This is a genomic window from Schleiferilactobacillus harbinensis DSM 16991 (genome assembly GCF_000425885.1).
In the GTDB taxonomy this organism is placed as follows: domain Bacteria; phylum Bacillota; class Bacilli; order Lactobacillales; family Lactobacillaceae; genus Schleiferilactobacillus; species Schleiferilactobacillus harbinensis.
This window is the reverse complement of the sequence record NZ_KE384471.1, coordinates 77,953-102,653: the sequence shown is the minus strand read 5'-3', so window position 1 is coordinate 102,653 and position 24,701 is coordinate 77,953. Positions and strand designations below refer to the sequence as shown.

The window sequence follows — 24,701 nt, the reverse complement described above, 5'->3', positions numbered from 1 at the left end:
CAGAATCACCGATTTAAGTCTCACCAATCATTGAAATTGTAACGTATAGGTCTTCCAACGCTTGGTTGTATTGATGACAAAAACAAGTATCCTATAGCATAAGGGAGGAAGTTTGATGATCGATCAGCTTGCTAAGCGCTATGGCCAGATATTTCACGAAATCAGAGTGCGCCGCTGCCTAACGATTGATCAGGTACGCGGCGGGTTGGACGCCAGTACCGTGTCCCGGTTTGAACGCGGCCTGGCGATGATTTCCACGGCTAATCTAATTGCCCTCCTGCATTCAGCGGGGATGAGCGGCACCGAATTTTTCAATATCGTTGGTGCCTTACAACCCACGGTGATTGAACGATTCATGGACGATATTCAGCTGGCCGATCGGCGGGCGGATCGGCCAGCTCTGCAAGAGGCTGTGCAGGTGCTTAAGCAAAATACGGAGGGGAGCATTCCGGCTCAAATCTTGGTTATGGTGGTCAATGGGGCAATCACGCGGATCACTGTGCCGGAGTATCAGTTTGCAGCCACTGACCAGGATCGGATTGCAGATTATCTGACAGAAGAGCCGACTTGGTTCAAGCTGGAATATTTTATTTTCAACCAAGCCGTACCGTCGCTTTCGGCGGCCTTGAACCTGCGCTTGTACCGGAATATGATGCGTTCTTTTGCGGCCAATCAATTGCCGGATTACACCGGGTTGGTGGGCTCGTCGCTGGCTAAGCTGGCAGTGGTTTGGCTCCGTCAGGGGGATTGGAACACGACGTACCGGATGATCCATGATGCCAAACAGTATCTGGCGGGAGCCAACAGTGTGCTGATCACTTACCGGGCCCAATTGATTGAACTGGCGGCCAACTACCTGGACGCTCGGGACGGGGATTATTTGTTAGCTATTAAAACCAAGCTGGCTTTCTTTCAAACCGTTGATCCAGCGATCTACCAGGCCGATTTGCGCTGGCTACGCTTGTTGCAGGTACCGGTGTGAGGCAGTCCGCCAAAACTGGTGGAATTGCTGGCTGATGATGGGCAGCAAAACGATGATCAACAGAGCCAGACACCACCAGCTCAAATTGAGCAGCGCACTTTGCGGCTGTAACGCGTCGCTATCCGCGGTTTTCTGCAAGATACCGGTAATCGTCTCGTTGATTCGGAAATAGGTCAGCGGAAAATTTGGAATTGCCGGCATCACTTGGGTGATCCCCACTACCAGCAACAGGCCCACCGTCGTCAGCCAGCTATTCCGGAATAACTGAGCGAAGACCATGTTCAGCAAAGTGAGAAAAAGGATCAGCAAAATGATTAAGCCGAATGCTTGGAACAGATAACTGCGCAGCGGCATAAAGCTTTCGGCGAGGCCCAGGCCCTCAGGGTTGGAAAAGCCGAACACGGGATAGCGCAAGTCGCCCCAGCCGGCGCCGAGTCCAATCCCGAGCGTAACCAGTCCTAGGGGTAACAGAACAATCTGAGCAAACGTATAGAAGATGATACTAAATTGGTTTCCCAGTTGTGTCAACGTCCGTTGTCCTTGCAGCAGCAACCAATCGCTGTGGGCTTTCTTGTTGGCCAGTTCTTTCGCCCATTGGCGGCCTGTCAGTAGAATACCCACCAAAAATAGCAGGATGACACTATTGGCGCGAATCAAGTACCAGAGGTAATACCAGCCCTGCAAATAGTAGTGGGGATTATCGCGCAGCACCATCTGAGTTGATTGATTGTTGAGTCCGGCCAAATCGCCAGTACTGGTTTCGACATTCAGACTATCTGGATACATTGGGGCAATTTTGTGTTGCTTCATGTATAGAAACTGGGTATATGTCCGACTGATGCTGGCAGATAACGCACCACGAGAAGTATCGATGTCATTATAAATACGGACCCCAAATCCGTCTAGGGCCATCGTCTGCGGTTTCTTTTGCAGATTGACCGCCAGCGAGTCCATGTACCATTGGTGGTAAGCGGCTGGTGACCGTTTAAAGGCCGTTATTTCTGCCTTGCCAGCTTTTTTGTGCGGCGTATACCATTTCTCTAAACGACCTGCATAGTCTTGTATAAATTGCGTCCGTGCTTGCCGCTGCTGCCAAAAGCCAACGCTCAACCCAATTGTCAAAAGCAAGACGACCGGCCAGACCCAGGGACGTTTGCGCAGTTCAAAGTGAAGTGAATATCCCCATCTCTTCATTTTTTTTGCCTCCTACAAGTGACAATCAGTCCCACCACTATGCTCAGTATGCCAGAAAAAGCAGCTTACAGCGCGTAAGTTGCTTTTGTGCAAACAATTAAGTTGAAAACATGACACTAAGCGGGAACGAATTCGGTGCTGTCAATCACCCGGTCCACCTGTTGGGCAATGGTCGGCCGCAGATGGTGGGTGACCATGACCACGGTCAAATGCGGATCGGTGACGATCATTTTTTCAATCGCTTGCGCTGATGCTGGATCCAGGGAAGCGGTACTTTCATCCGTGAAGACGATTTGCCGACCCTGCAGCAATCCCCGAGCGAGGACGACACGCTGCTTTTGCCCGCCGGACAGGTTGCGGCCGTCTTTCTCCACCATCGTGGCCAAGCCCTGGGGCAAACTGGCCACCAAATCGGTTAAGCCCACCCGCTGAATCACCGCAGCGATGGTCTCGTCCGAATACGGTTCATTCATGGTCAGATTATTTTTCAGCGTATCGTTGAACATGAACGGTGTTTGATCCAGATAGGTCACTTGGTTAATTAGGCTGTCTGGCGTGATGTGCTGATAATTCGTTTGATCATAACGTAAGGTGCCTTGATAGTCGGTCAGATTGCCGATGAGCAGGTTCAGCACGGTGGACTTGCCGCTGCCGGAAGGGCCAATCAGGGCGTATTTTTGCCCCTTAGCCACCGTCAGTGAGAAATCCTGGAGAATTGGGCGGCTGTTTGGATCATAGGCAAAGGTGATATCCTGCATCTGCAAGGCGGTGTGGAAGCGGCCGACGGGTTTTCGGCCGGCGGTATCACGGACAGGTACGGCGGCAAACTTCTCGAAGATTGGAGCGACTGAAGCCATGTCCATAACGGAGGTCATAATACCTGTCATTCCAGCAAAAATTGTGCCGGCAAAATTCAAACTGGCATTGATCGTGCCGATGGGGACGAGATGCTGCCAAACCATGAAACCGGTAAGCAGCAGCATCGCATCTTGACACAATCCGCTGACACCGTTGATGACTCCGGTGGTAACCCCGTTCATCCACTGCCAAGCGTTGATGTGCGTTGCGGCATCCTGAGACGCAGCGACGGTTCGCTGTACGAGGAGCCTGCGCAGATTCAAGAGATTCAGGGCATCAAAGCCGGTGAGTACGTCAGAAATCCGGTTCATTAACCGCTCGTTGGCGCGAGTCATGGCTAGCGAACGCCTTTGCACCGGTTTGGTAAAGACCTTGGGCACCAGATACATCACGACAGCCAGAACAAGGGTCGTCAGCAGTAAAACATAATGGAATGTCGCCAGCGCGATGGCGGCGAAGGTCACAGTGAATACTTGAGTAATAATGTCCATCGGTCAGACCGGAGAAAATTAGACCGGCAAAATTCATGCTGGCATTCACCGTGCCCACAGGGACCAGGTGCTGCCATACCAAGTAGCCGGTGAGCAGTAGAACGAGGTTTTGGCAAATCGCACTCGTACCCCAAATCGTCGCATTCGTAATGCCGTACATTTTTTGCCAGGAATTGACGTGGACCGCCACGTCGTTGGAGGCGGCCACCGTCCGCTTGACCAGGAGTTTGCGCAGGCTCAGTAAATTCAAAGCATCAAAGCCGCTCAGCACATCTGAGATACGGCCCATCAACTGTTCATTGGCGTGGGTCATCGCTAGTGAATGGGCCTGTAAAGACGTGTCGAACGCCTTGGGGACCAGGTACACGACCACGGCCAAAACCAATACTGCGATGCTCAGGGAATAGTGGTATGCCGTGAGGGCTGCCGCGGCAAAGATGACGGAAAAGGAAGACTCGACAATTTCCAAGGCATCGTAGAATCCGTTGACCCCAATGGTGTGGACATCATTCGTCAGCCAAGAGGCATAGACTGCCGGTGATTGGCTGTGAAAGACTTCGTAGCTGGTATCGCTCAGCCGAGCGGTGATGTCTCGGCGAATAGCGGTATTCATCAGTTGCCGGCAGCGCGAAAACTGATATTGCTGCACGCCCATTAAGCCGCAGTACAGGGCATAGGCCGCGGTCATAAGCCCCACCCAGAGAAAAAAATTAGGAAACTGGCCGGCTACCAGGGCCGTCAAGGCATTGGCGCTGCCAATCCCGTTGGCGGTCTGCGTCACCGCCATGAATAGTACGATGATCACTAATAATGAATTTGGTCCCTTAAATTCCCAGAGATAGTGCCGTAAATGCTTATCCATGCTGATCATCCTCTCGTTTTTCTTTTGTTTGCGGAAACCAAAAAAGCCGTCAACTGTGCGTCGGCAGCTGCGGCTCAAAAAATAAACGATGGATGATAGGCACCACAAAAGACAGGTGCCTTAATCCCACTTACTCAGAGGATTAGGCTGCCGATTCAATTTTCTGGCGTGCATCGGCAAAGAACACCAATGCAAAACGAGAGAAAATCTTTTCGCGCAGCATCATGGGACAACCCTCCTCTGATTTATGATGGCCTAAAGATACCACCAATAATGATAAAAGGCAATATGAAAATTAAAAATAGTTGTGAAGTCCCTGTGAGCACGCGTCTGTCCCGATTTCAAGCTGTTTTACCGCCATTATGCTATAGTAGATAGGTCAATATTCGAGGAGGAAAGATTTTGGAACGCGAAACAATCACCGACCTAGGGGCGGTTTTGGCCGGCTTCATTGCCGGCGCGGGGTTGCTGCCGGTGTTTACCCGGTTTTCGAAACGGCGGGCGGCATCGCAGAAGGTGGAGGCTCAGGCTCAGCAGCGGTTGGATCTGCCGGCCAACGATGGCAATTTTTTAGTCAAACAAATTCCCACATTATACGTCCACGGATTCCGCGGCGGCGCCCATTCAACCCAGCAGATGGTGGAATCGGCGGCCAAAGCGACCCGCCAGGACAGCTGGCTGCAGGTCACTTACGAGGGCGGCGGTAAAATGTCCTACGCGGGGAATTGGACCAACGACCCGCATCCCATCGTGCAGGTGGTCTTTAAGGATAACTGGGTCGGTACCCGGTTTATTTCGCGTTATTTAGAAAAAGTCCTGCCCGCCCTGCAAGAACGCTACGGCTTCACCCAATACAATGCGGTGGGCCATTCAGTTGGTGCCACAGCGCTGGTGTTTGCCGAAATGCGGAATTACGATAATCCGAAGTTTCCCAAGCTGAATAAGCTGGTCCTGGTGGGCGGTCCCTTTGATGGCGTCGTTGCGTTGGGCGATTTGCCGAATTTCAACCGCTTCACATGGAGCGGCCGACCGATTTTGATGAACCCAACTTATTTAGAAATGCTCTTGAGCCGTAATCGGTTCCCGAAAGATGCCAAGGTGTTAAATGTGTTCGGCAACCTGAACAATGGGACGAATACGGACAAATACATCACCGTGATCTCGGCCAAATCGATTCGGTATATTTTGGCGCCCATCGTTAAGTCCTTCAGTGAAATTGAAGTTCGCGGCTTGCCCGGGGAACACAGCATGCTTCATGATGACTCGCTGGTGCTGAATAAGATTAATAAGTTTTTGTACGGTCAGCCGTGATCTGAAGGGCCTTGCCAAGCAATCCAGTTATGGTATGATAGCTTTTGAAAAACTAAATGAGAAACCACACAAGGGGGAGCCATCTGGCTGAGAACGAGTAATCGGACCCTTCGAACCTGTTCGTTAATGCGAGCGTAGGAATTGTGCGTGGTATTGAAAAATACCTCCTTTGTGCTTGGAAACTCAAACATTAGGGAGGCTTTTTTATGTTGAAGAAAAAGATTACCCTCGGTGGTTTGATCGAGGGCGCCATCATGGCCGCGCTGGCCATGGCGCTGAGTTATATTCCCCATAGTATCGGCGGGTTGGGGATTCAATTGCAGTGGGGCTTGCTGCCGTTGATTCTGGTTGCTGAGCGGCGGGGTTGGCAGGTGGGAACAATCGCCGGTTTGATTTGGGGCTTGCTGGATGCCATGCTCCGCGGCGGCAGCAATCTGTTGAACCCGCTCCAGATTATCATGGAATATCCGGTCGCGTTCGGTGTCCTCGGTCTGGCTGGCTTAGTGGCCCTGCCGCTGCGAGACGCTTTGAAGGACCGCAAGTTGGGCATGGCCGTGGGCTATATTTTCATTGGCGGCCTAATCGGCACCATTGCCAAGTATTTCTTCCACTTCATTGCTGGGGTCTTCTACTGGGGTACTTATGCCCCCAAAGGCTGGAATGTGTGGCTGTTCAGCCTGTATGTTAACGGGATCAGTGCTGTTTTGGGATTGATTTACGTGGCGGTGGTCCTGGGCGTACTGGCCTCCATCGCACCGCAATTATTTGTGGTGTCGAATCGGAATCGGCATATTGAAGAGGCTCATTAGTTAATTTAAACAAAGCAGATAATGCCCGCTGTGGTCAGTAATTTGGCTATGGTGGGCATTTTCTCTCTTGAATCTGGTATAGGCCGGTTCGAGAATATCACTTTTTTAATTTGCTTAGTACGGCAATATGCTGGTTTGCTGAATAAATCGCTTGCACAAAAGCAATTTAACGGCACTGACGATATTATTGACTATGCTGATAGTGTTGGGTGATTGGATAATCAGTTAAGAGAAAGGGTGGGCACCATGAAAGCTAAGATAATGACAGCATTGCTGGCGGTGGCGGCTGGATTAGGCATTACGGCGGCCATGCCCAGTACGACGGCCAGCGCGGATACCGCCGGTTCAGTGATCGTTTACGATGGAAATATTGACGGCGTCGTGCGGGTGTTCCAAGGCCAATTACCGCCCAAGACGATGACTTATCGGCAAACATGGGACGGCGGCCGGTATACGATCAGTGTGACGCTGCAAAGTTACCGTGAAGCTGGCGATGGTCAGTATATTGGAATTTATGCTGGTGAGCTGCATCGGTTGGGCGAGCGGCCGGCGGAGTGAGGGCCTGACAGCTTCCGCGTAAACGGGCTCCCGCCGACAGCGGCTAGGGCAGAAGGGTGAAGGACCAGTAAACCTAAGCGCGGGTTTTCTGGTCCTTCGCCCTTCTGCCTACGCCGCTAACCGTCGGCCTGCGCCCTCTGTACAAAAAGAAGCACCGTCGCCTGGTATCGGGTCGACGGTGCTTCTTTTTATTGTTCAACTGCCAGGGGGAGGCTGGTTGGCTGAACTGTTGGATAGGTTGTTGGGGGAGGAAAATCAACATGAAGAAAAAGTTTTGGTTGCTTGCTGTTGTTGGCAATCAAGTCGAGGACTTACATTAACTGCCTCGCTCTTGACATTTTCTATATTATCTGGAAATTGCGAAGAATTTGTGACGTTTAGGTGGCGTAATTTCGAAATGTGGTCTTATCTGGAATTCTTGACTTGGCCCTTTGGCAGCGTCAAGGCAATCAGCGCGCCACCGACACCAACCAGCGCGAAGATGAAGAACGTCCATTGGAAGCCGACGACTTGGCTGGGAATCTTCCCTAAACCGGCGTTTTGATTGGTAAACAGCGTCAGCAGGGCAGTCGCAATAGCGACGCCGGCGGAGCCGAATAACTGCCGAGCAGTGGTCGTGACGGCCGTGGCATGGGCGACCAGATCTTCCGGTAAATCATTGGCCCCCATGGTCACACTGGGCATCATGACGAAGGCGTTGCCGCTTTCGATGAAGGCGGCCATGATGATCGACAGGACCAGCAGGCGTTGGCTGGCGGCCCAAATCATCGCGGCCATACCGACAACGATCAAACTTTGGCCGATCAAAACGACCCATTTGCCGCCCATCCGGTCCAGCAAGCGGCCGCTGATCGGGTTGAGCAAAGCTAAGACAACAGCCGCTGGGACCATTGCGAGGCCAGAAACCAAGGCGGACGTGCCCAGCACGTTTTGATAATACAGCGGCATCAAGATCGTTGTGACGATCAGGGCAATGTATGAAATTCCGGTCAGAAAGACGGATTTCGTGTAAATACCACTGGTGAAGACCCGCAGATTCAACAACGGCTTATCCCGGTGCAGCTGGCGATAAATGAACCAGGCGATCGCCAGGACACTGGCCACCAGCAAACCGCCTAAAAGACCCCATTGCGGATCAGCGGAAACACTTTCGGTCAGCACGTATAGGACGCCGATAAAGCCCAAGCCCAATACCACGGACAAGCCGTCGATCTCACTGGGATACTGGCCGACAACATCCTGAATCGCCCAGGGAGTCAGCAGCAAGACGATGGCCATGACCACCAGGAATAAGACGAAGAGTCCGCGCCAGCTGGTGAAGTTCAAAACGACCCCCGACACGATGGGCCCGACGGCCAGGGCACTGCCCATGATCAAGCCCGCCAGCCCCATGACGCTGCCTCGGCCAGGGACGGGCGTGATGATCAGCAGAACAGTTTGGTACGATGGAAAAATAATACCGACGGCGACGGCCTCCAGCATGCGGCCCAAAACCAGGACCCAAAACGTTGGCGCCACGACGCAGAGCAGGGTGCCGGCACTGAATGTGAGCACGACACTGACAAATAATTTCTTGAATGGAATGTTATGTAATAGCCACGGACTCGTGGGAATTAACAAACACATGACCAGCATGAATCCAGTGGTGAGCCATTGGACCATGCTGGCCGGGATGGCGAATTCACGCATGAGCGTGGGGTACGCCGTAGATAAGGACGACTGACTGATGGACATGCCGAACGTGCCCAGCAATAGTGTGCCGATAAAAGCGGTACGCTGCCGGCCATTGGTCAGTTGGATATCGTGAGTTACCATGAAAATCACCTCGAAACTAGCATAAGCTATTTTCATGACCGTTTCAATAATGATTCTAAACTGGCACCGATTGCATTTTTCTGCAACCGGCTTCAGCATCTGCTAAACTGGAATGAGAATGGTTCAGAGAGGAAGAAACGATATGTCAGATCTCGTAGTCATTGATGTGGGCGGGACGTCGATCAAACACGGCGTACTGCATGATGATCAGCTGGTGAGTCAAGGCAGTGTGCCGACCCCTAAGGATTTAGCGGGGTATTATGCGGCCTTGACGGCCATCGTCCAGCAGGCCCAAGCAGACTATGCACCAGTGGGCGTGGGTATCAGCTCACCGGGGGCAGTGAATAAAAAAACTGGCGTCATTGAAGGCGCCAGTGCGATTCCGTATATTCATAATTTTCCGATTATTCCAGAATTGGAGAAGCACTTTGGCCTGCCCGTCAGTATGGAGAACGATGCCAATTGTGCCGCCTTGGCGGAACTGGCCAGCGGGGCCGGCGCAGGTACCAGCAATCTCTTATTCATTGTGATCGGGACCGGTATTGGCGGCAGCGTCATCGTCAATCATCAAGTGATCCACGGCCGCCATTTATTTGGCGGGGAATTCGGCTTCATGCTCATGGACAGTCACAATACGCTCAGTGATCTGGGCTCGCCGGTGCACATGGCGGAACGCTACACCGCCCGGAAAGCGGACGGCAAAACTTATGATGGCCAGGCCGTGTTTGCTTTGGCCCAACAGGGCGACGCCCTTGCTCAGGAAGAAGCCCGGACTTTCTACAAGGCACTGGCTACGGCAATTTTCAACCTCAGTTATGCCTTTGATCCGGATAAGGTGATTCTTGGCGGCGGCGTGTCCCAGGCTGATTGGCTGATTCCGACACTGAAGCGGTATTTGCAGGATATTCTGGACGAAGTCAAAATCGCGCCCTGGATGCCGGAATTAGCCCTGGCCCATTACCGCAGCCAAGCCAACTTGATCGGTGCCGCGGTGGATTTCCGCCAGAGCCGGCCGGAAGGCGGACAATCAATCAGTTAGGGCATCACAAAAATATAGATCAGCGTTAATGCACCAACGACGGCCCCCAGTAAGGTGAGGACGAGCCGCCGTTGGTGTTTTTCTTTGCTCATGTACAACGTGTAGCAGATCGTGGTCAGAAACATCGCGATCAGGCCGGCCAATAAAATGGCAAAACCGCGGAACGCCGGGTTGGCAACGATAATGGCACTGACCAGACTGGCCACGCCGAATACGGCACTGACTGCGAACCAGCCAACGGCATGAGTGGATTCCATAGGTATGCTTTCTTCCCTTCTCATAGGACAAAAATATAGGCAGCAACATACAGCCCGTAAACAGCCACCAGGGCGATCCCTTCTTTGTTGTCGATCTCGTCCCGGGAGCCGTCAATGATGAACCATCCTACTAATAATAGGACCAACAGCAGCATGGGGAAAGTCACGAAGTAAAAAACTTTAGGCAAATATATGGTGGCTGGCGAAAAAGCGATCGTCAGGCCGTTTACCAGCAGCAGATTCATGACGTTGGCCCCGATGATGTTGCCCAGCGCCAGACCGCCAAAGCCGCCTTTGGCTGCGTAATAAGCCGTCACTAATTCTGGAAAGCTGGTGCCCAGCGCGACCACTGTAGCGGACACGATGGCGTCACTGATATGCAGCCGGCCAGCGATTTCCACGCTGGCATCAACCAGCGCATTAGCACTGATGGCAATGACCAGACCGGTGCCGATAATCCAGAGCAGGCGGACCCAGGTCGCTGTTTTTTTATCCGGCGGTGCCGGTACCGGCGTACTGGCTGTTTTCTTTTTATCCTGATTATTCTGGCGAATGATCAGGTACAAATAGGCGGGAATCAGCAGCAGGAAAACGATCCCGACCCAGCGGGGAATATATCCTCGGCCAGACATTAGGGTCAGACAGGCGGCAAAAATCAGCAGCAGGGACGCGGTGAGCAGCAGCTGCACCCGGGAGAGATTGTGCCGCGCGACCGGAATCGTCCCGGCAATAGCCCCAACGCCCAGCACAATACTCATGTTGGTGATGACGGAGCCGGTGGCGTTGCCCACGGAGAAGTCGGTCACGCCTTGAAAGATGGCGGACACAGCGATGGCCACTTCAGCCAGGGTGGTGCCTAACGCAACCACGGTGGCGCCGATGACGACGTCTGAGATGCCGGCATCCTGGGACAAGTGGATCGCGTGATCCACGAGAATATCCGCCGCCCGGGTGAGGAGAACGAGGGTCAAGAGAAAGATCGCAACGAGGCCCCACATGGGGAGGGTCGTGATGAATGCGGTCATAAAGGCACTCCTTTGTTATTTTCTTAACTTAATTGTACCATCCTGCCCGGGTATGGTGTGGTGTGGGCGGATGTATGAGCAGTTATCAATGTTCCCACCGGTCGGACTGTTATACTATGGACAAGGAGATGAGCAGATGGTGCCCAAAATGATGCGGGCGATTGCGGCTTTCCAAACGTTGCCAATTCGTGATGAAGCGAGTCTGCAAGATGTTTGGCTGCCTGTGCCGACGCCCAGACCGAATGATGTACTGGTTAAAATCTTGGCGATCTCAGTCAACCCGGTGGATGTGCGCATTCGCCATGCGCTGCACGGCCAAAAGCGGCCGCATGTTTTGGGCTTCGATGCGGTGGGGGAAATCGTCCAGTTGGGCGTCGATGTGCGGGACTTCACCGTCGGCGACCGGGTCTTTTATTTTGGTTCCACCCAGCGCCCGGGCAGCAATGCTGAATATCAGCTGGTGGATTATCGCCTGATTGCCAAAGCCCCCCAGCGTTTGACGCTGGGCCAAACCGCGGCGCTGCCGATGACCGCCGTCACCGCTTGGGAATTGCTGTTTGAACGAATGAGTATCCCCGCCGCGGCGCACGCGACCCATGGGTCCATGCTGGTGATCAATGCCGCCGGCGGGGTGGGCAGTATTTTGGTCCAGCTCGCCCAGTGGGCCGGTCTGGACGTGATCGCCGTCGCCAGTCGCGTCAACTGGCCCTGGCTGCAAAAATACGGAATCCATAAATTAGCGGATTATCATAGTGATTTAACTCCGCAAGTCCAGGCTTTGGGGTACGATATGGTGGACTACATTGCCACCCTGTATGATCCCGTACCTTATTTTGGGGCAATCGCAGATTTGATCGCACCCATGGGCCATGTTGGCTCAATCGTGGCCACCGATGATTCATTGCCGGTGGCCTGGCTGAAGAACAAATCCGTTAGTTTGGATTGGGAATATGTTTTTTCTAAAAGCGATTACGCTTATCAAATGGCGACCCAGGGCCAGATTCTGCAACGGCTGAGTGCCTTGCTGGACGCTGGGGCGCTGCGCTCAACCATTGCCTATAATTTTCACGGCATCAATGCCCGTAATTTACGCCAGGCACAGGCCATGCTTGAAACCAAGAACACGATTGGTAAAATTACTTTACAGGCTCCCTTTGATGGGGAAGCCAAAGCGTTAGACGATATTGTTTGGAAGGATCCCCAATCTTATGCAGATGAAACACTGGTGGCTTTCCCTAGTCGTCGTCCTGATGACGGGGATCGCCGCGCTGGTACTGACTCGGGTCAACGCCACCTGGTACACCCAACCGGTAGGCCAAGTGATCGCGGTAAAGACCGGCAGCACTAAGAAGAACCTTGATGAACACAATAATACAGATTATCAGACGCGGCAGACGCTGACGGTCAAAATGCTCAATGGCGCCAACCGGGGTAAAACCTACCGTACGGGTAATGTATATACCCGTTCCGGGGCGGTGGATCAGCAGTATCGGACCGGTCAGCAGGTATTTATCAGCTGGCAGGATAAGGCCCGGACTAAACTGGCGATTACGAATCAAAAACGAGATACGGTGATCGTTTTTCTGATTTGGCTGGTGGCCGTTGTCTTGTTGGCGGTGATGCGTTGGCAGGGAGCGATCGCCATCCTCAGTGTGGTGGCAAACATCGCTCTGTTTTTGCTGGCCATTCAATTCGAGCTGCTGCGCTATGGGGCGTCCATGCTGTGGATCTTTGCGGCCCTGAATGTTTTGTTTACGCTGGTGACGCTGCTCCTGATTTTAGGCCCTAAACGGCAGTTTTTGGTGTCCAGCATCGCGACTCTGGGCGGCACCTTTTTAGCCTACGGTATTTTTGTGCTGGTGCTGCAGGTCACCGGCGGTAACGGCCTGCATTATGAGGCGGTGGCTTATGCGCTGCAACAGCCTAAGCCAATCTTCTGGGCCAGTATTATGATTGGCTCCTTAGGGGCAATTATGGATGAGACTTCCGATATTTCCTCCGCGCTGGCGCAAATCGTGATTGAAACCCCAGACGTTCACCGCTGGCAGCTCTTTCGATCTGGTATGACTGTGGGCCGGGAGATCGTGGGGCCACTGATCAGCATCCTCTTTCTGATCTTCATGGCTGACACCTTCCCGATGGCCGTTCTGTACTTAAACAACGGGAACAGCTTCAGCCAAACGTTCACCTGGACGATGTATCTTGGCATGGTTCAATCTCTGGTGAGCGCGATTGGCATCGTCGTCACGGTACCGCTGACGAGTTTCCTCAGTATGCTGTTCTTAGGGGGGCGTAAATAATGGGTGTGATCAGTCTCTTAGGGGTGATCCTGCTGGTCCTGCTCGTGCTGGTTTGCGGTAAGAGCGGGTTGACTATTTTCTTCGGCCTCCTATTGAACTTTGTCCTGCTGTTTATTACTGTGACTCTGTTCGGCCTCGGGGCGCCGCCGGTGCTGACGACGATTCTGGCCAGTGCCGTGATCCTCGCGGTGGTTGTCTTTTTCAGTGCCGCCAGCAACCGGGTGACGCGGATCGCTTACGTTGTTTCTCTCGGGGTGATGCTGATTCTGGCCGGGCTGGCCTGGCTGATCCAGTTCTTTGGCAACATCCAGGGCTTTGGTAACGAGGTTGGGGAGGATATCGGCGGCTTTTCGCTGCTGATCGGGGTGTCCTTTGGCCAGATCGTCGTCAGTATCCTGATGCTGTCAGCCCTGGGCGCCGTCGCCGAGGCCAGTATTGCGGTGACCAGCGGGTTGTTTGAAGTCGCTGATCAAGTGCCGGATATTACCCCGGCCCAGCTGTTCAAAGACGGTCAAGAAATCGGCGGCAAGATCATCGGCACCGCACTGAACACGCTGTTTTTCGGCTTCTTCGGTTCCTACCTGGCGTTGTTTATCTGGTTTGTTCAGTTGCAATATGCCCCAGGGCTGCTGTTCAACGATAAACTCTTCGTCAGCGAAGCGGCCTCCGTTTTGCTTTCCACCGTGGGCGTAGTCGCCACCGTGCCCCTGTCCACCTGGGTCGTCAGTGTGACCCTGCAGCATGAAGCGGCCCAAGCCGCCAGAAAGGAAGATCATTAACCGTGGCGAAACGCCGTAAACCTACCCATCGCCGAGGGAAGAAACAACCCGTTCATATCACCCTCGGCTCCCTGATTGTCATTGCCATCATTGCCTTCGCCGTCGCCCGTTTTGGCGGCGGCGCGAGTACGCCCAGCGGGACGACCCATTCGGATGCCGCGCCGAGCAGCCAAGTCAGCAGTGCAGCCAGCCAGAGCAGCAGCACGAGTCAAAGCAGCACCGCTGCGTCGTCCTCAGCCGTGGGCGACAGCAACTGGCAGGCCACTTATGCGGCTTTAGCCAAACTGACCTTTCAATCCGGCAACCCGGCCGCGATCAATGTCAACAGCGGCAAGAGTACGCTGGCCATGAGCGCCTGGCAGAGCAACCACATTGCTTATGGCAATCTGGATAATCTGAACCGAACGACCACCGTGACGGCGTATCTGCAACGGTCCAACCTGGGCCGTTCTGCCGGTCGGCCAGCGCAGAAATGGCAGCCCACCGGCTGGCATCAAGAGTATCGGGTGATCAATGGGGACCGGATCCCCGTCGTCAATCGCGGCCATCTGATTGCCTATACGATGACCTTCAATCTGAATAGTGACGGCGTACCCCAGACCGGGGCCGAGGGCAGTTCCGACAACCCGAAGAATCTAGCGACCCAAACTGAATTTTCTAACCAGAAGACGATGCAGGTCTATGAACAAGCCGTGCGGGACGCCTTGGGGCGTGGCGCGCGGGTGATCTATCAGGTGACCACGGTTTTTCGGGGGAATGAATTGATGCCCCGAGGTTATTGGTCCCAAGCCGTATCATCGGATGGTCGGCTGAATTTCAACGTCTATATTTGGAACGTGGAACCGCAATTGCAGTTCGACTATGCCACCGGCAGAAATACGATTGACCGGAACATGCGGGTCACCGAAATTAATCAGTAGTGTCAAAAACAGCGCCGCCAGTTCATAGAAGTTGAGCTGGCGGCGCTGTTTGCGTTCGGTACACTTACTGTAAGATTGCTTCGCGTTTGTTGATCAGGTAAGTTATCAATTCAGCAAAGATGTAGATGATCAGGGCTGTTAAGAAAAATGAGAAAGTCACATCAGAGAAGAAATGGGCGCCGATCCGCACCCGGCTGAGACCGACCAAAGCGCCCCAGAGGATGCCGAAAACAAACCAGCGCTGGCGGGCTTTGCCCGTCGCAAACCAAGACAAGACAATGGCCAGCGTGGCCGCCATGGTGTGCCCAGAGGGGAAGGACTTGTGACCAGTGATGCCGTTGGGGTGCAGCCATGAGGTAAAGTCGCTTTGGGCTTTATTCAGTTCATAGGGCCGGACACGGCCCCAATCCTGTTTCAGCGTGGCGTTAGCTTGGGATGCAAACCAGGCTGTGGCCGTGGCGAAGACCGCCACCAGCATCAGCTGGGCAATTTGTGCGTCACTCTTCTTGGCCAGCCACAGTTGGACCAGAATAGAGATGACCACGAGCAAGATCAGGGTCACGGTGATATTCGCCGCCACCGGCAAGGCGCCGGCGGCACTATCACTGTTGGCCATGCCGATCGGTTTACCGTTTTTTAGATTGCTTTGAATCGCCGCGATATAGCTGCCCTCTTCATTGACGTACTGCTTGGTTTGCCACGCCGTCAAGACGAACCCGCCCAGGGCGAGACTGCCGGCGAATAAAGGCCGTGCTTTCTTCCGCCAGGCATAAGTCATGGCAATTTCGCCGCTGATGATATAAACAAAATAGACCGGGAATTCCCCAAAGGTTTGGAAAAATGTGCCGAACCAGCTGCCGTAGTCAATGACGGTATTGCTGATGGCCAAATCCGCAAATGTTGCGATTACCATCAGGACCACACAAACCAGGGCAGAAATACCAAACCATCGTGTTTTGTCTTGTTCTTCCATCATGGTGATGGATCACCTCCCATTAATACTTTTAGGATACGCTGCCAGCTTCACAGGATAACCTGTTTTCAGTAAATAGAAAGTAAAAATCACAAGACTTCCATTCCGGCATTGAATGCGGTGACATTATTGTTATTGAATTTTTTAAGCAAACTTCATGGTAATTGCTGCGTCAATGAGTATAATAAGTCAGAAGGTAAAAAGAAGGAGGAAATCGTTATGCTAGCACAACAATCACTCAGCGCTACATACGCGGTCAACAAACCCATGCGGGCGTTCGAACACGTTGACGGCACTTTGCACTTATGTGTGATCAAACCCGGTACTGAGCTGCATGTGGAAACATTAGATGATGACCGTCCTGGCGCTCTCGTGAGCGTTCACCATGCCGATCACGTCGATTACTACGATGTCACCCAAGAAGAATTGTTCAGCAAAGCTGATCCCAAATAAATTCAAAAATAAAGACGCAACCCCGCGCGGGCTGCGTCTTTATTTTTATACATGCGTGGTCAACCGGGTCAGCCAGTCGCCCACCCCTTGGACAATGAACACCATAATCAAAATAATGATCATTGCCACAAAGGTCACATCATTCTGGAACCGCTGGTAGCCGATGGACACCGCCAGATTGCCCAAGCCGCCGGCGCCAACTGCCCCGGCCATCGCCGTCAAGCCAATCAAGGAAATCAGAGTCAAGACAGACACCCGGATCAAATCCGGCAGGCCTTCCCGCAAATAAACGCGGAAGATAATATCGATATTCGACGCCCCCATTGCTTGGGCGGCCTCGATGATTCCGCCGTCCACCTGGACCAAAGCGTTTTGCACCTGGCGGGCATAGAAGGGGATCGTCCCCACGACCAGCGGTACCAGGGCAGCAGTATTCCCAATTGTGGTGTGCACTAAGAGTCGGGTCAGAGGGTAAATGACAGCCAGCAGAATCACAAAAGGAATAGACCGGAAGATGTTCACGATCTTATCCAGAATGCTATAGACCGCTGGGTGAGGCATGATGCCGCCTTGATCGTAAACCACCAGCAAGATGCCAACGATCAGGCCCAAGATTCCTGCGATGATCGCTGAGAAGAAGGTCATGTACAGCGTCTCCAAGGTCGCCTGCCAAACCTGGTCCCAGATGGGCATCACGTTGGGTAAAAACTTATTCAGAATAGACATTAGTCCACCGCATCTCCTTTCGGATCCAGCAAGGTGACCGTGACGCCCTGATCCCGTAATTGGGAGAAGGCTGTGGGCAGTTTCGTCGTGTCCCCGGTCAGAATAACAATGAGATTGCCCACCGGTACATCCTGTAAGAATTCAATGTTCCCATACAGAATGTTGGCGGTGATACCGTATTGTTGGTAAAGGCCGGCAATCAGCGGCTGGTCGGTGCTGGCCCCGGTGTAGGATAAATGCACGAGCCGGGCATTGGCTGGCAGATTGATCACCGCTGGCTGCTTGCGCACTTCTGCCAGCGCCGTATCTAATTGCGTCGCTGTATTGATGAAGTCGCGGGTCAGCGCCTGTTGAGGATTGGAGAAAATATCCAGCAATGCGCCGCGTTCCACGATTTTGCCGGCTTCCATAACCGCCACGTGGTTGCACAGTGACTTCACGGCAGACATTTCGTGGGTAATGAAAACGATGGTGATGTGCAGCTGCTGGTTCAGCCGTTTCAAGAGGTCGATGATTTCCCCAGTGGTCTTAGGATCCAGGGCACTGGTGGCCTCGTCGCAAAGCAGAATCTCCGGATCGTTGGCCAAGGCCCGAGCGATCCCCACCCGTTGCTTCTGACCGCCGGATAACTGGGCGGGGTAGGCGTCTGCCTTATCGCTCAGTCCGACCAGTGCCAGCAGTTCCTGTACTTTCTTGGCCCGACCGGCCTTGGTCAGTTTGCTGTAGCGCAAGGGATATTCGATGTTCCCGGCAATCGTGCGGGAATTCATCAGATTAAAGTGCTGAAAGATCATCCCGATTTTGCGCCGAGCGACCCGCAGCTGGTCTTTATCCAGCTTGCCCAGGGCTTGGCCATTGACGATGGCGGTACCGCTGGTGGGCTTTTGCAAATAATTGATCACTCGGACCAGCGTGGATTTGCCGGCGCCGGAGTAGCCGACGATGCCGTAAGTGTCCCCGGCTTCGACCTGCAAAGAAACATCCTGAACGGCGTGGACCGTGCTGGCTTTGTTCTTGAACGTGACGGTGATGTCTTTCAAGTCAATGATGGTTGCCATGTGAGTTGCGTTGCCCCTTTCTTTCTATAGAAGAACGCACAAACCGATCCGGGGTTGGCGGATCGGTGCGCACGTTATTCCACGATGCCTGATTACTTGGCTAAATCTGCGAATATATCGGTGAGAAAGTCGATGCCTTGATGGAAATCACTAATGCGGATGTTCTCATTCGGAGCGTGGGGGCCGCTCTTGGCGTAACCCACACCGAAAGCGAGCAGCGGCGCGTGGAGATAGTGATTAAACAAGTACATCGGGCCGGTACCGGCGGAGCTGGGCAGCAATTCGACTTTGTCGCTGCCGTAGACCGTCTGGGCGACATCCGTGATCCGGGTGACCAGCGGGGCGTCCAGGCCGGAGCGGTAACTCTTTTCCCCCATCAAGTATTCTACCTTAATATCACCGAAACCGTGACGGGCCAGATGCTGGCGGACCAACTCAGCAACTTCTTCCGGGTCCAGATCCGGTACCAGTCGAATATCCAACTTAGCCCGAGCGGTGTGGGGCAGCACCGTTTTGACCCCCTCGCCCTCGTAACCGCCGGTCAAGCCGGCAATGTTCAGGGTGGGGGAGAAAGCCGCTGCGCCCGCGATATCCTTGGTCAGAAATGGCCGAGTCAGCCCGTGCGCGGCCTCGATGGCGGCTGGATCAACGGATTCCGCCGCGACCAGCTGTTTTTCCCGGTCCGTGGGCGGCACGATCTTAGCCGCTAACCCATCGATCAGCAATTCGTTCGTTCCCACAGCCCGCAACGTGCTCAAGGCCTGGACCAGCCGGACCCCAGCGCCCTCAATGTAGGCCGCGGTGGAAGAATGGATGTCTTCAGCAGCCGTGGTGGCCACCAGGTCAATGCAGCAAATGCCCTTATTGCCGCCGGTGATTTGGAGCTGTTCCTGGGCGTTCTTGCTGCCGGATTCCCAGACCACAACGTCGGCGTTGAAGGTGTCGGCGTATTTTTCTAAATAGTTCTCTAAATGCTGGCTGGCGATTTCTTCTTCACCCTCCAGCAGGAACTTCACCCGGCACGGCCAGTCGCCGTGTTCTTCGTGGTACAAGGTGAGGGCGCACAGCCGGGCGATGAGGTCGCCTTTACAATCCGCCGTGCCTCGGCCGACCAGCAGGCCGTCTTTTTCGGTCAGGGTGAAGGGTTCAGAATCCCACAATTCCAACGGTTCCGGCGGTTGCACGTCATAGTGATTGTAGAACAGGATCGTTGGCGTCGCCGCGGTCACGCGGGCCGGGGTGAATTCTCCGTGGATCACCGGGTTGGGCCAGTCGGAGAAGACTTCGGCTTGACCGCCTAAGCTGGTGATCAATTCTTTAAGAAAGGCGACCGTTTCCGGGATGCCTTTCTTTTGGGCGGACACCGACGGAATGGCGACGTATTTGGTAAATTGACTGATGATCTGCTGCTTATCGACACTCATTAAACAGGTCCTCCTTTCGCAAGTCTTACTTCAGCGTGATGTCCCAAGCCGGAATGTCGGCACCCTTGTAGATTTCCTTCAAGAGCTTCTTGGTGGCTTCCGTCTGATAGGCCTTGACCAGGTCCAGGTAAGTCTTGTTCTTGGCGTCCTTCTTGTTGGCGGCAATGATGTTAATGTAAGGTTCGGACTTCTTGTTGACTTTCTCGACATACAGGGCGGAATTCGGGTCCAGCTTGGCGTCGTTGGCCACACCATCGTTGACCACGGCGGCAGTGACATCAGACAATGCCCGGGCGGTTTGGGCCGCATCCAGAGCGGTAATCTTCAAGCCCAGCTTGTTTTCCTTAATGTCGGCCGTGGTGGGCAGCGCTTTGTTGTCCAGCTTGATCAAGCCGATGGTGGCCAGGACGTTCAATGCGCGGCCTTCATTGGTGGCATCATTGGGGATAGCAATTTCGTCCCCCTTCTTGAAATCTTTGACGGACTTGATTTTCTGGGAATATAGACGGATCGGGGCCAGGATGGTTTCACCAATGCTGACGATGTCCGACTTGTGGGCTTTGTTCCAATTATCCAGGAAGAATTGGTGCTGGAAAGCGTTCAGGTCGATGGAACCATCGCTCAATGCTGCGTTGGGCTGGTTATAATCGGTGAACTTGGTGAGCTTTAAGTCAATGTTGTATTTCTTCTTAGCCACTTTGCCGACGGCTTTCCAGATTCGGTCGTCACTGCCCATGATGCCCAGGCGGACTGTCTTTAGGGATGCTGACGAGGAGCTGGCGGAACTGCTCTTACCGCTGCCGCAAGCCGCGAGTAAGAAGAAGAGCGGCAAGGCCAGGGCGATGGTGATCAGGGTGCGTTTGATTGATTTCTTCATGATTGATTCCTCCGTTTGGTTTAAAAAATGAGTTGAGCGGCGTGTACGAGTTTGCTGGTCGGCGCCGACCAGCTTTTGGCAAATAAAAAAATCCGCCTCTAGTGTGACTAGAAGCGGATTTTCCGCGGTACCATTCTAATTTGTGTTTCAGCTTACGCCAAAACACCTCGCCAACGTACAGACGCCAAATAATGCGTCGTCATACGCGTGCATGGTAATGGATGCCGGCCATTGCAGTCTTACCCGAAGGTTCGATGCACCGATCGCAGGCCATTTTCGCGCCGCCTGGCTACCTCACTCTCAGCTGGTGTGAGTTTTCTGTACAGTCTCGGCTTTGCTACTTTCCTGTTCTCGTCGTTTACGCTGCTCTTTGATTGATTAACCACGATGATAAACAGATAAATCGGGGTTGTCAAGCTTTTAGATTTTTGGCTCTCATCACTTGACAATTCGATGAATTATCGATTAACTAAGAGCCAATTGGGTACGGCTGGGAGAAAGTGGGCGGAACTGATCGTGAAGGTTGTTAAATTTGGCGGGTCATCTTTGGCTAATGGGCCGCAGGTGGCTAAGGCGGTGGAGATCATGCGGGCTGATCCGCGGCGGCGGGTGATGGTGGTGTCGGCGCCGGGGAAGCGGTTTGGCGGGGATGCTAAGGTGACCGATCTGCTGGGCGAGCTGGCAGCGGCTATTTTGGCGGGGCAGGACACGGCCTCGTTGTTGGGGCAGATTTTGGGCCGGTATCGGAGCATTGCCGATTACTTTGACTTGGCCGGGGAGACCATTGCCGATCATTTTCGCACCCACTTGCGGACCTTGCAGGAATCAGACTATCCCAATTCTGAGTACTTATTAGCGGCCTTTTTAGCCCAGGGCGAGTGGATGAACGCGCATCTGATCGCCGCCGTTTTGCAGCACGAAGGCCTGCCGGCCCGGTGGGTATCGCCCCAGGACTTGGGCATGGTGGTTGCTGGACCGCCGCGGCTGGCTCAGCTGCTGCCGGATAGTTATGACCGGCTGGCAAATTTCTCATTGCCAGCGGATGAAATTCTGGTGGTCCCTGGATTTTTTGCTTACGACGCCCAGGGCCATATTGCCACCTTTGCGCGCGGCGGGTCGGACATCACCGGCAGCATTCTCGCCCGCGGCCTGCACGCGGACTTGTATGAGAACTTTACTGATGTGTCGGCCATCTATGCTGCCGATCCGCAGATCATTGCCCATCCCCGGGCAATCAATACGCTGACCTATCGCGAAATGCGGGAACTTTCCTGTGCCGGCTTTTCTGTTTTTAACGACGAAGCCATTGTCCCGGCCATTCAAGGGAATGTGCGGATCAACGTCAAGAATACCAACGACCCCGAGGCCCCGGGGACGCTCATCGCACCGACCAAAGAGGTCAACCATCATCATTTGATCACTGGAATTGCTGCCAGCAACGGCCATATTGCCCTGTACATTCACCGCTACCTGCTGAACCGCGAAGTGCGGTTCCCCTTGCAAATCCTGCAGGTGTTGGCCAAGTACCACGTAAGCTATGAGCAAATGCCGGCGGGGGTGGATGATTTGACGATTATATTTTCCCAGAAGCAGGTGATTCCCGCGGTTCAGACGGCCATGACCCGGGAGATTCGGGCGGCAGTCCAGCCGGATGTGCTGCGCTGGATTCCGAATTTGGCGATGGTGGTCGTGGTCGGGGAGGGACTGGCGCATCGGACAGATTTGGTGGCCCAGATTCTGACGCAACTGGCCACGGTGGAAATTGCCCCGGTGATCATCAGTCAGGGCGCCGCCCGCATCAACCTGACCATGGGCGTTGATACCACCCAGGCCGCCGCGGCGATCCAAGCGCTGTACGCGCTGAGCGCGGAGGATTATAATAACGCCCAATGAGAAAGGCAGGCGAAGAAAAATGAGTACAGTGACCCGATTGAATGGGCTGACCCGGGATCCGGTGCCGCAACCGACCACTGGTGCAAAAAAGATTCTGGTCTTGAATTTAATGCCCAACCGGGCGGTCACGGAGCAGCAGTTTGCTTCGATTTTTGCGGCCACGGGTTTTCCGGTGACGCTCACGTTCTGTCTGCCGGCCAGCCACCAGATTCGCCGGCATGCCGATCAGCTGCATGCCGCCTATGCCACTTTTCCAGAAATTGAAGACCAATTCTTTGATGGCCTGATCATCACCGGCGCCCCGTTGGATCAAAAGCCGTTCACCGATGTGGATTATTGGGATGAGCTCCAGGAGATTCTGACCTGGCGCCGGACTCACGTTCAGGGCAGTCTGTTTCTTTGCTGGGGCGCCTATGCCGCTGGGGCGGTCGATGGCGTATTTGTCGGCCATGGCATTCCAGAGAAAATTACCGGGGTATTCACGGTTGAAGGGTATACAATGCCCCAATCCCGGTATTTTTTGGTGCCGCTGGCAGCGATTGAGCGGGGCGAGATCGTGGCTGGCAACTTGGACTTGGGCGCTGTGATCGTCACCGACGATACCACCCAATCGACCTATGTGGCCGGGCACTTTGAATACAGCGCCAACACACTGGCTTTGGAGTATTACCGGGATCAGGCAAAAAACGGTGATGCGGCGCCGAAACCGCAGCATTATTTTACCGGCGATAACCAGTACTCCTGGACTTGGCGGGCTGATGCCGTGGCTTTCTATCGCCGCTGGCTGGCGAAAATCACGGACAGTCAGCCGCCGGCAGCGGCGGACACTGGCACCGCTTTGCCAACCATCCCGCTGACCAGTTTGGCCGCGGCCCGGCGCGCTGGTTTGACCCCGTGGCAAGGGGCTAATGTGGACACGTTGATTTATAACCTGACGCCGCATACAGACCGAGTCTGGCTGCTGGACACACCGGCGCATCACGTCGATCTGGCTAATGCCTGGGCAATTTTGCATCATATTCAGCCAGACATTCAAGTCATTGCAACGAAAGAAGGGATCGTATGACGATCAAGATTGGGCTGCTCGGACTGGGCACAGTGGGCGGCGGGGTCATTGATATTTTGCGCGCACAGCATCCCGCCTGGCCGGTCCAGGTCACCCGGGCGGCAGTACGGCACATCACCCCGGCCCGCCAAGCCCAATATTCGAACATCCCGCTGACCACCGATGCGGCCAGCGTGGTCGCTGATTCGACAATTGATGTCATCATTGAAGTGATGGGCGGTGTTGACCCGACCTTGCCGTTGCTAGAAACGGCTTTGTACACGGGGAAGCACGTGATTTCGGCCAATAAGGATCTCATCGCCCAACACGGCGAAGAGCTCGCCCAGTTGGCACTGGCTCAGCACGTGGGTTTTTATTACGAAGCCGCCGTGATGGGTGCCATTCCGATTTTACATACTCTGGCCCATACGTATCCAAGTGACCAGATCCAGCGCATCGTCGGGATCGCCAACGGCACCAGTAATTTCATTTTGACCCAGACCAGTTTCTTTGGCTCCCGGTATACCAGCGCACTCAGAGAGGCTCAGGCCAAAGGCTTCGCCGAGGCGGATCCGACCAATGACGTATCTGGGTTGGATGCCGCCTATAAGCTGGCGATTTTGACCCGCTTGGCCTTCGGTGTGACGCCAACCATGGCCCAGATTCCACGGCAGGGAATCGATCAAAAACTCCCTGACGCCATCGTCAAACCGTTGATCATTGCCGAACGTCGCGGACCGCGTCAACTCATGTTGGCGGTGGGGCCGTATGTGATCAAGCCCAGTAATCCGCTCAGCGGCGTGAACGGCGCCAACAATGCGGTGCTGATTTCATCCACCAACATGCAGGACATGATGCTCATGGGCCCCGGGGCTGGGGCCCGGCCCACCGCCAGCGCGGTATTGGCCGATCTGGCCGACCTCGTGACCCAGATCCGCCAGGGCACGGTGCCGGATCCGTATCATGAACGGACCCGCTCGGCCGCCGACTGGCAGATCATTGCACCGGAGCCGGTCAGCACTGGTATTCCAGTCTTAGCGTAATTCAGGAAA

At 54.1% G+C, this 24,701-nt stretch carries 24 protein-coding genes and 1 riboswitch; of the genes, 13 read left to right on the top strand and 11 right to left on the bottom strand.

Features of this window, described 5'->3' with window-relative positions; translation table 11 throughout:
* Nucleotides 1-115 precede the first annotated feature (115 nt).
* Complete coding sequence (locus tag H627_RS0115905) at nt 116-982, top strand: helix-turn-helix domain-containing protein (RefSeq protein WP_027829711.1); 867 nt, start codon at nt 116-118, stop codon at nt 980-982.
* Here the strand turns inward: H627_RS0115905 and H627_RS0115900 are convergent.
* From H627_RS0115900 to H627_RS0115890, 3 genes are all read right to left on the bottom strand, one after another.
* Nucleotides 956-2,176 carry a hypothetical protein gene (locus tag H627_RS0115900; protein WP_027829710.1) on the bottom strand — a complete coding sequence of 407 codons (1,221 nt, stop codon included), beginning with the start codon at nt 2,174-2,176 and terminating at the stop codon, nt 956-958. The genes H627_RS0115905 and H627_RS0115900 overlap by 27 nt on opposite strands.
* 116 nt (nt 2,177-2,292) lie before the next feature.
* Nucleotides 2,293-3,369 (bottom strand): ATP-binding cassette domain-containing protein, encoded by a 1,077-nt coding sequence (locus H627_RS0115895; RefSeq protein ID WP_027829709.1) that lies wholly within the window; start codon nt 3,367-3,369, stop codon nt 2,293-2,295.
* Complete coding sequence (locus H627_RS0115890; protein WP_162143245.1) at nt 3,329-4,387, bottom strand: ABC transporter transmembrane domain-containing protein; 1,059 nt, start codon at nt 4,385-4,387, stop codon at nt 3,329-3,331. The genes H627_RS0115895 and H627_RS0115890 overlap by 41 nt, the downstream gene beginning before the upstream one ends.
* A gap of 402 nt (nt 4,388-4,789) precedes the next feature.
* Here H627_RS0115890 and H627_RS18860 point away from each other — a divergent pair, with 402 nt between their 5' ends.
* The 3 genes from H627_RS18860 (at nt 4,790) to H627_RS0115865 (ending at nt 7,065) form a co-directional block, all read left to right on the top strand.
* A complete protein-coding gene (locus tag H627_RS18860) occupies nt 4,790-5,698 on the top strand; it encodes an alpha/beta hydrolase (protein ID WP_226999183.1) in 909 nt (302 codons plus the stop codon).
* 62 nt (nt 5,699-5,760) lie between these two features.
* Nucleotides 5,761-5,856, top strand: a riboswitch (TPP riboswitch).
* Nucleotides 5,857-5,904: 48 nt separating this feature from the next.
* Complete coding sequence (gene thiT, locus H627_RS0115875; RefSeq protein WP_146994562.1) at nt 5,905-6,507, top strand: energy-coupled thiamine transporter ThiT; 603 nt, start codon at nt 5,905-5,907, stop codon at nt 6,505-6,507.
* 246 nt (nt 6,508-6,753) lie between these two features.
* On the top strand, nt 6,754-7,065 hold the full coding sequence (locus H627_RS0115865; protein ID WP_150392182.1) for a hypothetical protein: 312 nt from the start codon (nt 6,754-6,756) through the stop codon (nt 7,063-7,065).
* A gap of 405 nt (nt 7,066-7,470) precedes the next feature.
* Here H627_RS0115865 and H627_RS0115860 read toward each other — a convergent pair whose 3' ends face one another.
* A complete protein-coding gene (locus tag H627_RS0115860; protein ID WP_035441410.1) occupies nt 7,471-8,880 on the bottom strand; it encodes an MFS transporter in 1,410 nt (469 codons plus the stop codon).
* 142 nt (nt 8,881-9,022) lie between these two features.
* On the opposite strand from H627_RS0115860, the gene H627_RS0115855 reads away from it, so the two are divergent.
* Nucleotides 9,023-9,919, top strand: coding sequence for an ROK family protein (locus tag H627_RS0115855; protein WP_027829703.1), 897 nt, complete (start codon nt 9,023-9,025; stop codon nt 9,917-9,919).
* Here the strand turns inward: H627_RS0115855 and H627_RS0115850 are convergent.
* Together H627_RS0115850 and H627_RS0115845 are read right to left on the bottom strand one after the other, a co-directional pair.
* Nucleotides 9,916-10,176: a hypothetical protein gene (locus H627_RS0115850; protein WP_027829702.1), complete on the bottom strand. Its 261-nt coding sequence runs from the start codon at nt 10,174-10,176 to the stop codon at nt 9,916-9,918. The two genes, H627_RS0115855 and H627_RS0115850, sit on opposite strands and share 4 nt — an antisense overlap.
* A 20-nt stretch (nt 10,177-10,196) precedes the next feature.
* Nucleotides 10,197-11,201 (bottom strand): sodium:calcium antiporter, encoded by a 1,005-nt coding sequence (locus H627_RS0115845; RefSeq protein WP_027829701.1) that lies wholly within the window; start codon nt 11,199-11,201, stop codon nt 10,197-10,199.
* A 136-nt stretch (nt 11,202-11,337) separates the two neighbouring features.
* Here H627_RS0115845 and H627_RS18855 point away from each other — a divergent pair, with 136 nt between their 5' ends.
* Genes H627_RS18855 through H627_RS0115825 form a run of 4 tightly spaced genes read left to right on the top strand, consistent with a single transcriptional unit; the run spans nt 11,338 to nt 15,200 of the window.
* The gene (locus tag H627_RS18855; protein ID WP_051225505.1) at nt 11,338-12,549 is read left to right on the top strand and encodes a zinc-binding alcohol dehydrogenase family protein; all 1,212 of its coding nucleotides are present in this window, start codon (nt 11,338-11,340) and stop codon (nt 12,547-12,549) included.
* Nucleotides 12,452-13,501 carry a YibE/F family protein gene (locus H627_RS20785; RefSeq protein WP_162921626.1) on the top strand — a complete coding sequence of 350 codons (1,050 nt, stop codon included), beginning with the start codon at nt 12,452-12,454 and terminating at the stop codon, nt 13,499-13,501. Before H627_RS18855 ends, H627_RS20785 begins: the two co-directional genes overlap by 98 nt.
* Nucleotides 13,501-14,280 carry a YibE/F family protein gene (locus H627_RS0115830; RefSeq protein ID WP_027829699.1) on the top strand — a complete coding sequence of 260 codons (780 nt, stop codon included), beginning with the start codon at nt 13,501-13,503 and terminating at the stop codon, nt 14,278-14,280. Before H627_RS20785 ends, H627_RS0115830 begins: the two co-directional genes overlap by 1 nt.
* Nucleotides 14,281-14,282: 2 nt before the next feature.
* On the top strand, nt 14,283-15,200 hold the full coding sequence (locus tag H627_RS0115825; RefSeq protein WP_027829698.1) for a DNA/RNA non-specific endonuclease: 918 nt from the start codon (nt 14,283-14,285) through the stop codon (nt 15,198-15,200).
* A gap of 64 nt (nt 15,201-15,264) precedes the next feature.
* On the opposite strand, the gene H627_RS0115820 is transcribed toward H627_RS0115825, so the two are convergent.
* Nucleotides 15,265-16,176: a phosphatase PAP2 family protein gene (locus H627_RS0115820; RefSeq protein WP_309299782.1), complete on the bottom strand. Its 912-nt coding sequence runs from the start codon at nt 16,174-16,176 to the stop codon at nt 15,265-15,267.
* Nucleotides 16,177-16,392: 216 nt separating this feature from the next.
* On the opposite strand from H627_RS0115820, the gene H627_RS0115815 reads away from it, so the two are divergent.
* On the top strand, nt 16,393-16,626 hold the full coding sequence (locus tag H627_RS0115815; protein ID WP_027829696.1) for a hypothetical protein: 234 nt from the start codon (nt 16,393-16,395) through the stop codon (nt 16,624-16,626).
* A 45-nt stretch (nt 16,627-16,671) separates the two neighbouring features.
* Here the strand turns inward: H627_RS0115815 and H627_RS0115810 are convergent, their stop codons facing one another.
* The 4 genes from H627_RS0115810 to H627_RS0115795 form a co-directional block, all read right to left on the bottom strand.
* On the bottom strand, nt 16,672-17,352 hold the full coding sequence (locus H627_RS0115810; protein WP_027829695.1) for a methionine ABC transporter permease: 681 nt from the start codon (nt 17,350-17,352) through the stop codon (nt 16,672-16,674).
* The gene (locus H627_RS0115805; protein ID WP_027829694.1) at nt 17,352-18,401 is read right to left on the bottom strand and encodes a methionine ABC transporter ATP-binding protein; all 1,050 of its coding nucleotides are present in this window, start codon (nt 18,399-18,401) and stop codon (nt 17,352-17,354) included. The genes H627_RS0115810 and H627_RS0115805 overlap by 1 nt, the downstream gene beginning before the upstream one ends.
* A 101-nt stretch (nt 18,402-18,502) precedes the next feature.
* Nucleotides 18,503-19,834 (bottom strand): M20/M25/M40 family metallo-hydrolase, encoded by a 1,332-nt coding sequence (locus tag H627_RS0115800; protein WP_027829693.1) that lies wholly within the window; start codon nt 19,832-19,834, stop codon nt 18,503-18,505.
* 25 nt (nt 19,835-19,859) lie between these two features.
* On the bottom strand, nt 19,860-20,711 hold the full coding sequence (locus H627_RS0115795; RefSeq protein WP_051225503.1) for a MetQ/NlpA family ABC transporter substrate-binding protein: 852 nt from the start codon (nt 20,709-20,711) through the stop codon (nt 19,860-19,862).
* A gap of 516 nt (nt 20,712-21,227) precedes the next feature.
* On the opposite strand from H627_RS0115795, the gene H627_RS18850 reads away from it, so the two are divergent.
* From H627_RS18850 to H627_RS18840, 3 genes are read left to right on the top strand one after another with little or no spacing between them, the layout of a single operon-like run.
* Nucleotides 21,228-22,604, top strand: a complete 1,377-nt coding sequence (locus tag H627_RS18850) for an aspartate kinase (RefSeq protein ID WP_035441405.1) — start codon at nt 21,228-21,230, stop codon at nt 22,602-22,604.
* Nucleotides 22,605-22,623: 19 nt separating this feature from the next.
* On the top strand, nt 22,624-23,670 hold the full coding sequence (locus tag H627_RS18845; RefSeq protein WP_051225502.1) for a homoserine O-acetyltransferase/O-succinyltransferase family protein: 1,047 nt from the start codon (nt 22,624-22,626) through the stop codon (nt 23,668-23,670).
* Nucleotides 23,667-24,692 (top strand): homoserine dehydrogenase, encoded by a 1,026-nt coding sequence (locus H627_RS18840; protein WP_051225501.1) that lies wholly within the window; start codon nt 23,667-23,669, stop codon nt 24,690-24,692. The genes H627_RS18845 and H627_RS18840 overlap by 4 nt, the downstream gene beginning before the upstream one ends.
* The last annotated feature ends 9 nt before the right edge of the window (nt 24,693-24,701 follow it).

What these genes read in the sequence shown, in the direction of transcription:
- H627_RS18855 (WP_051225505.1), top strand. Translation starts at nt 11,338, where the DNA reads ATGGTGCCCAAAATGATGCGGGCGATTGCGGCTTTCCAAACGTTGCCA.
- H627_RS18845 (WP_051225502.1), top strand. Translation starts at nt 22,624, where the DNA reads ATGAGTACAGTGACCCGATTGAATGGGCTGACCCGGGATCCGGTGCCG.
- H627_RS0115810 (WP_027829695.1), bottom strand. Translation starts at nt 17,352, where the DNA reads ATGTCTATTCTGAATAAGTTTTTACCCAACGTGATGCCCATCTGGGAC.
- H627_RS0115860 (WP_035441410.1), bottom strand. Translation starts at nt 8,880, where the DNA reads ATGGTAACTCACGATATCCAACTGACCAATGGCCGGCAGCGTACCGCT.
- H627_RS0115895 (WP_027829709.1), bottom strand. Translation starts at nt 3,369, where the DNA reads ATGACTCGCGCCAACGAGCGGTTAATGAACCGGATTTCTGACGTACTC.
- H627_RS0115865 (WP_150392182.1), top strand. Translation starts at nt 6,754, where the DNA reads ATGAAAGCTAAGATAATGACAGCATTGCTGGCGGTGGCGGCTGGATTA.
- thiT (WP_146994562.1), top strand. Translation starts at nt 5,905, where the DNA reads ATGTTGAAGAAAAAGATTACCCTCGGTGGTTTGATCGAGGGCGCCATC.
- H627_RS0115830 (WP_027829699.1), top strand. Translation starts at nt 13,501, where the DNA reads ATGGGTGTGATCAGTCTCTTAGGGGTGATCCTGCTGGTCCTGCTCGTG.
- H627_RS0115795 (WP_051225503.1), bottom strand. Translation starts at nt 20,711, where the DNA reads ATGAAGAAATCAATCAAACGCACCCTGATCACCATCGCCCTGGCCTTG.
- H627_RS20785 (WP_162921626.1), top strand. Translation starts at nt 12,452, where the DNA reads ATGACGGGGATCGCCGCGCTGGTACTGACTCGGGTCAACGCCACCTGG.
- H627_RS18840 (WP_051225501.1), top strand. Translation starts at nt 23,667, where the DNA reads ATGACGATCAAGATTGGGCTGCTCGGACTGGGCACAGTGGGCGGCGGG.
- H627_RS0115845 (WP_027829701.1), bottom strand. Translation starts at nt 11,201, where the DNA reads ATGACCGCATTCATCACGACCCTCCCCATGTGGGGCCTCGTTGCGATC.
- H627_RS0115855 (WP_027829703.1), top strand. Translation starts at nt 9,023, where the DNA reads ATGTCAGATCTCGTAGTCATTGATGTGGGCGGGACGTCGATCAAACAC.
- H627_RS0115815 (WP_027829696.1), top strand. Translation starts at nt 16,393, where the DNA reads ATGCTAGCACAACAATCACTCAGCGCTACATACGCGGTCAACAAACCC.
- H627_RS0115850 (WP_027829702.1), bottom strand. Translation starts at nt 10,176, where the DNA reads ATGGAATCCACTCATGCCGTTGGCTGGTTCGCAGTCAGTGCCGTATTC.
- H627_RS0115890 (WP_162143245.1), bottom strand. Translation starts at nt 4,387, where the DNA reads ATGGATAAGCATTTACGGCACTATCTCTGGGAATTTAAGGGACCAAAT.
- H627_RS0115800 (WP_027829693.1), bottom strand. Translation starts at nt 19,834, where the DNA reads ATGAGTGTCGATAAGCAGCAGATCATCAGTCAATTTACCAAATACGTC.
- H627_RS0115820 (WP_309299782.1), bottom strand. Translation starts at nt 16,176, where the DNA reads ATGATGGAAGAACAAGACAAAACACGATGGTTTGGTATTTCTGCCCTG.
- H627_RS0115900 (WP_027829710.1), bottom strand. Translation starts at nt 2,176, where the DNA reads ATGAAGAGATGGGGATATTCACTTCACTTTGAACTGCGCAAACGTCCC.
- H627_RS0115905 (WP_027829711.1), top strand. Translation starts at nt 116, where the DNA reads ATGATCGATCAGCTTGCTAAGCGCTATGGCCAGATATTTCACGAAATC.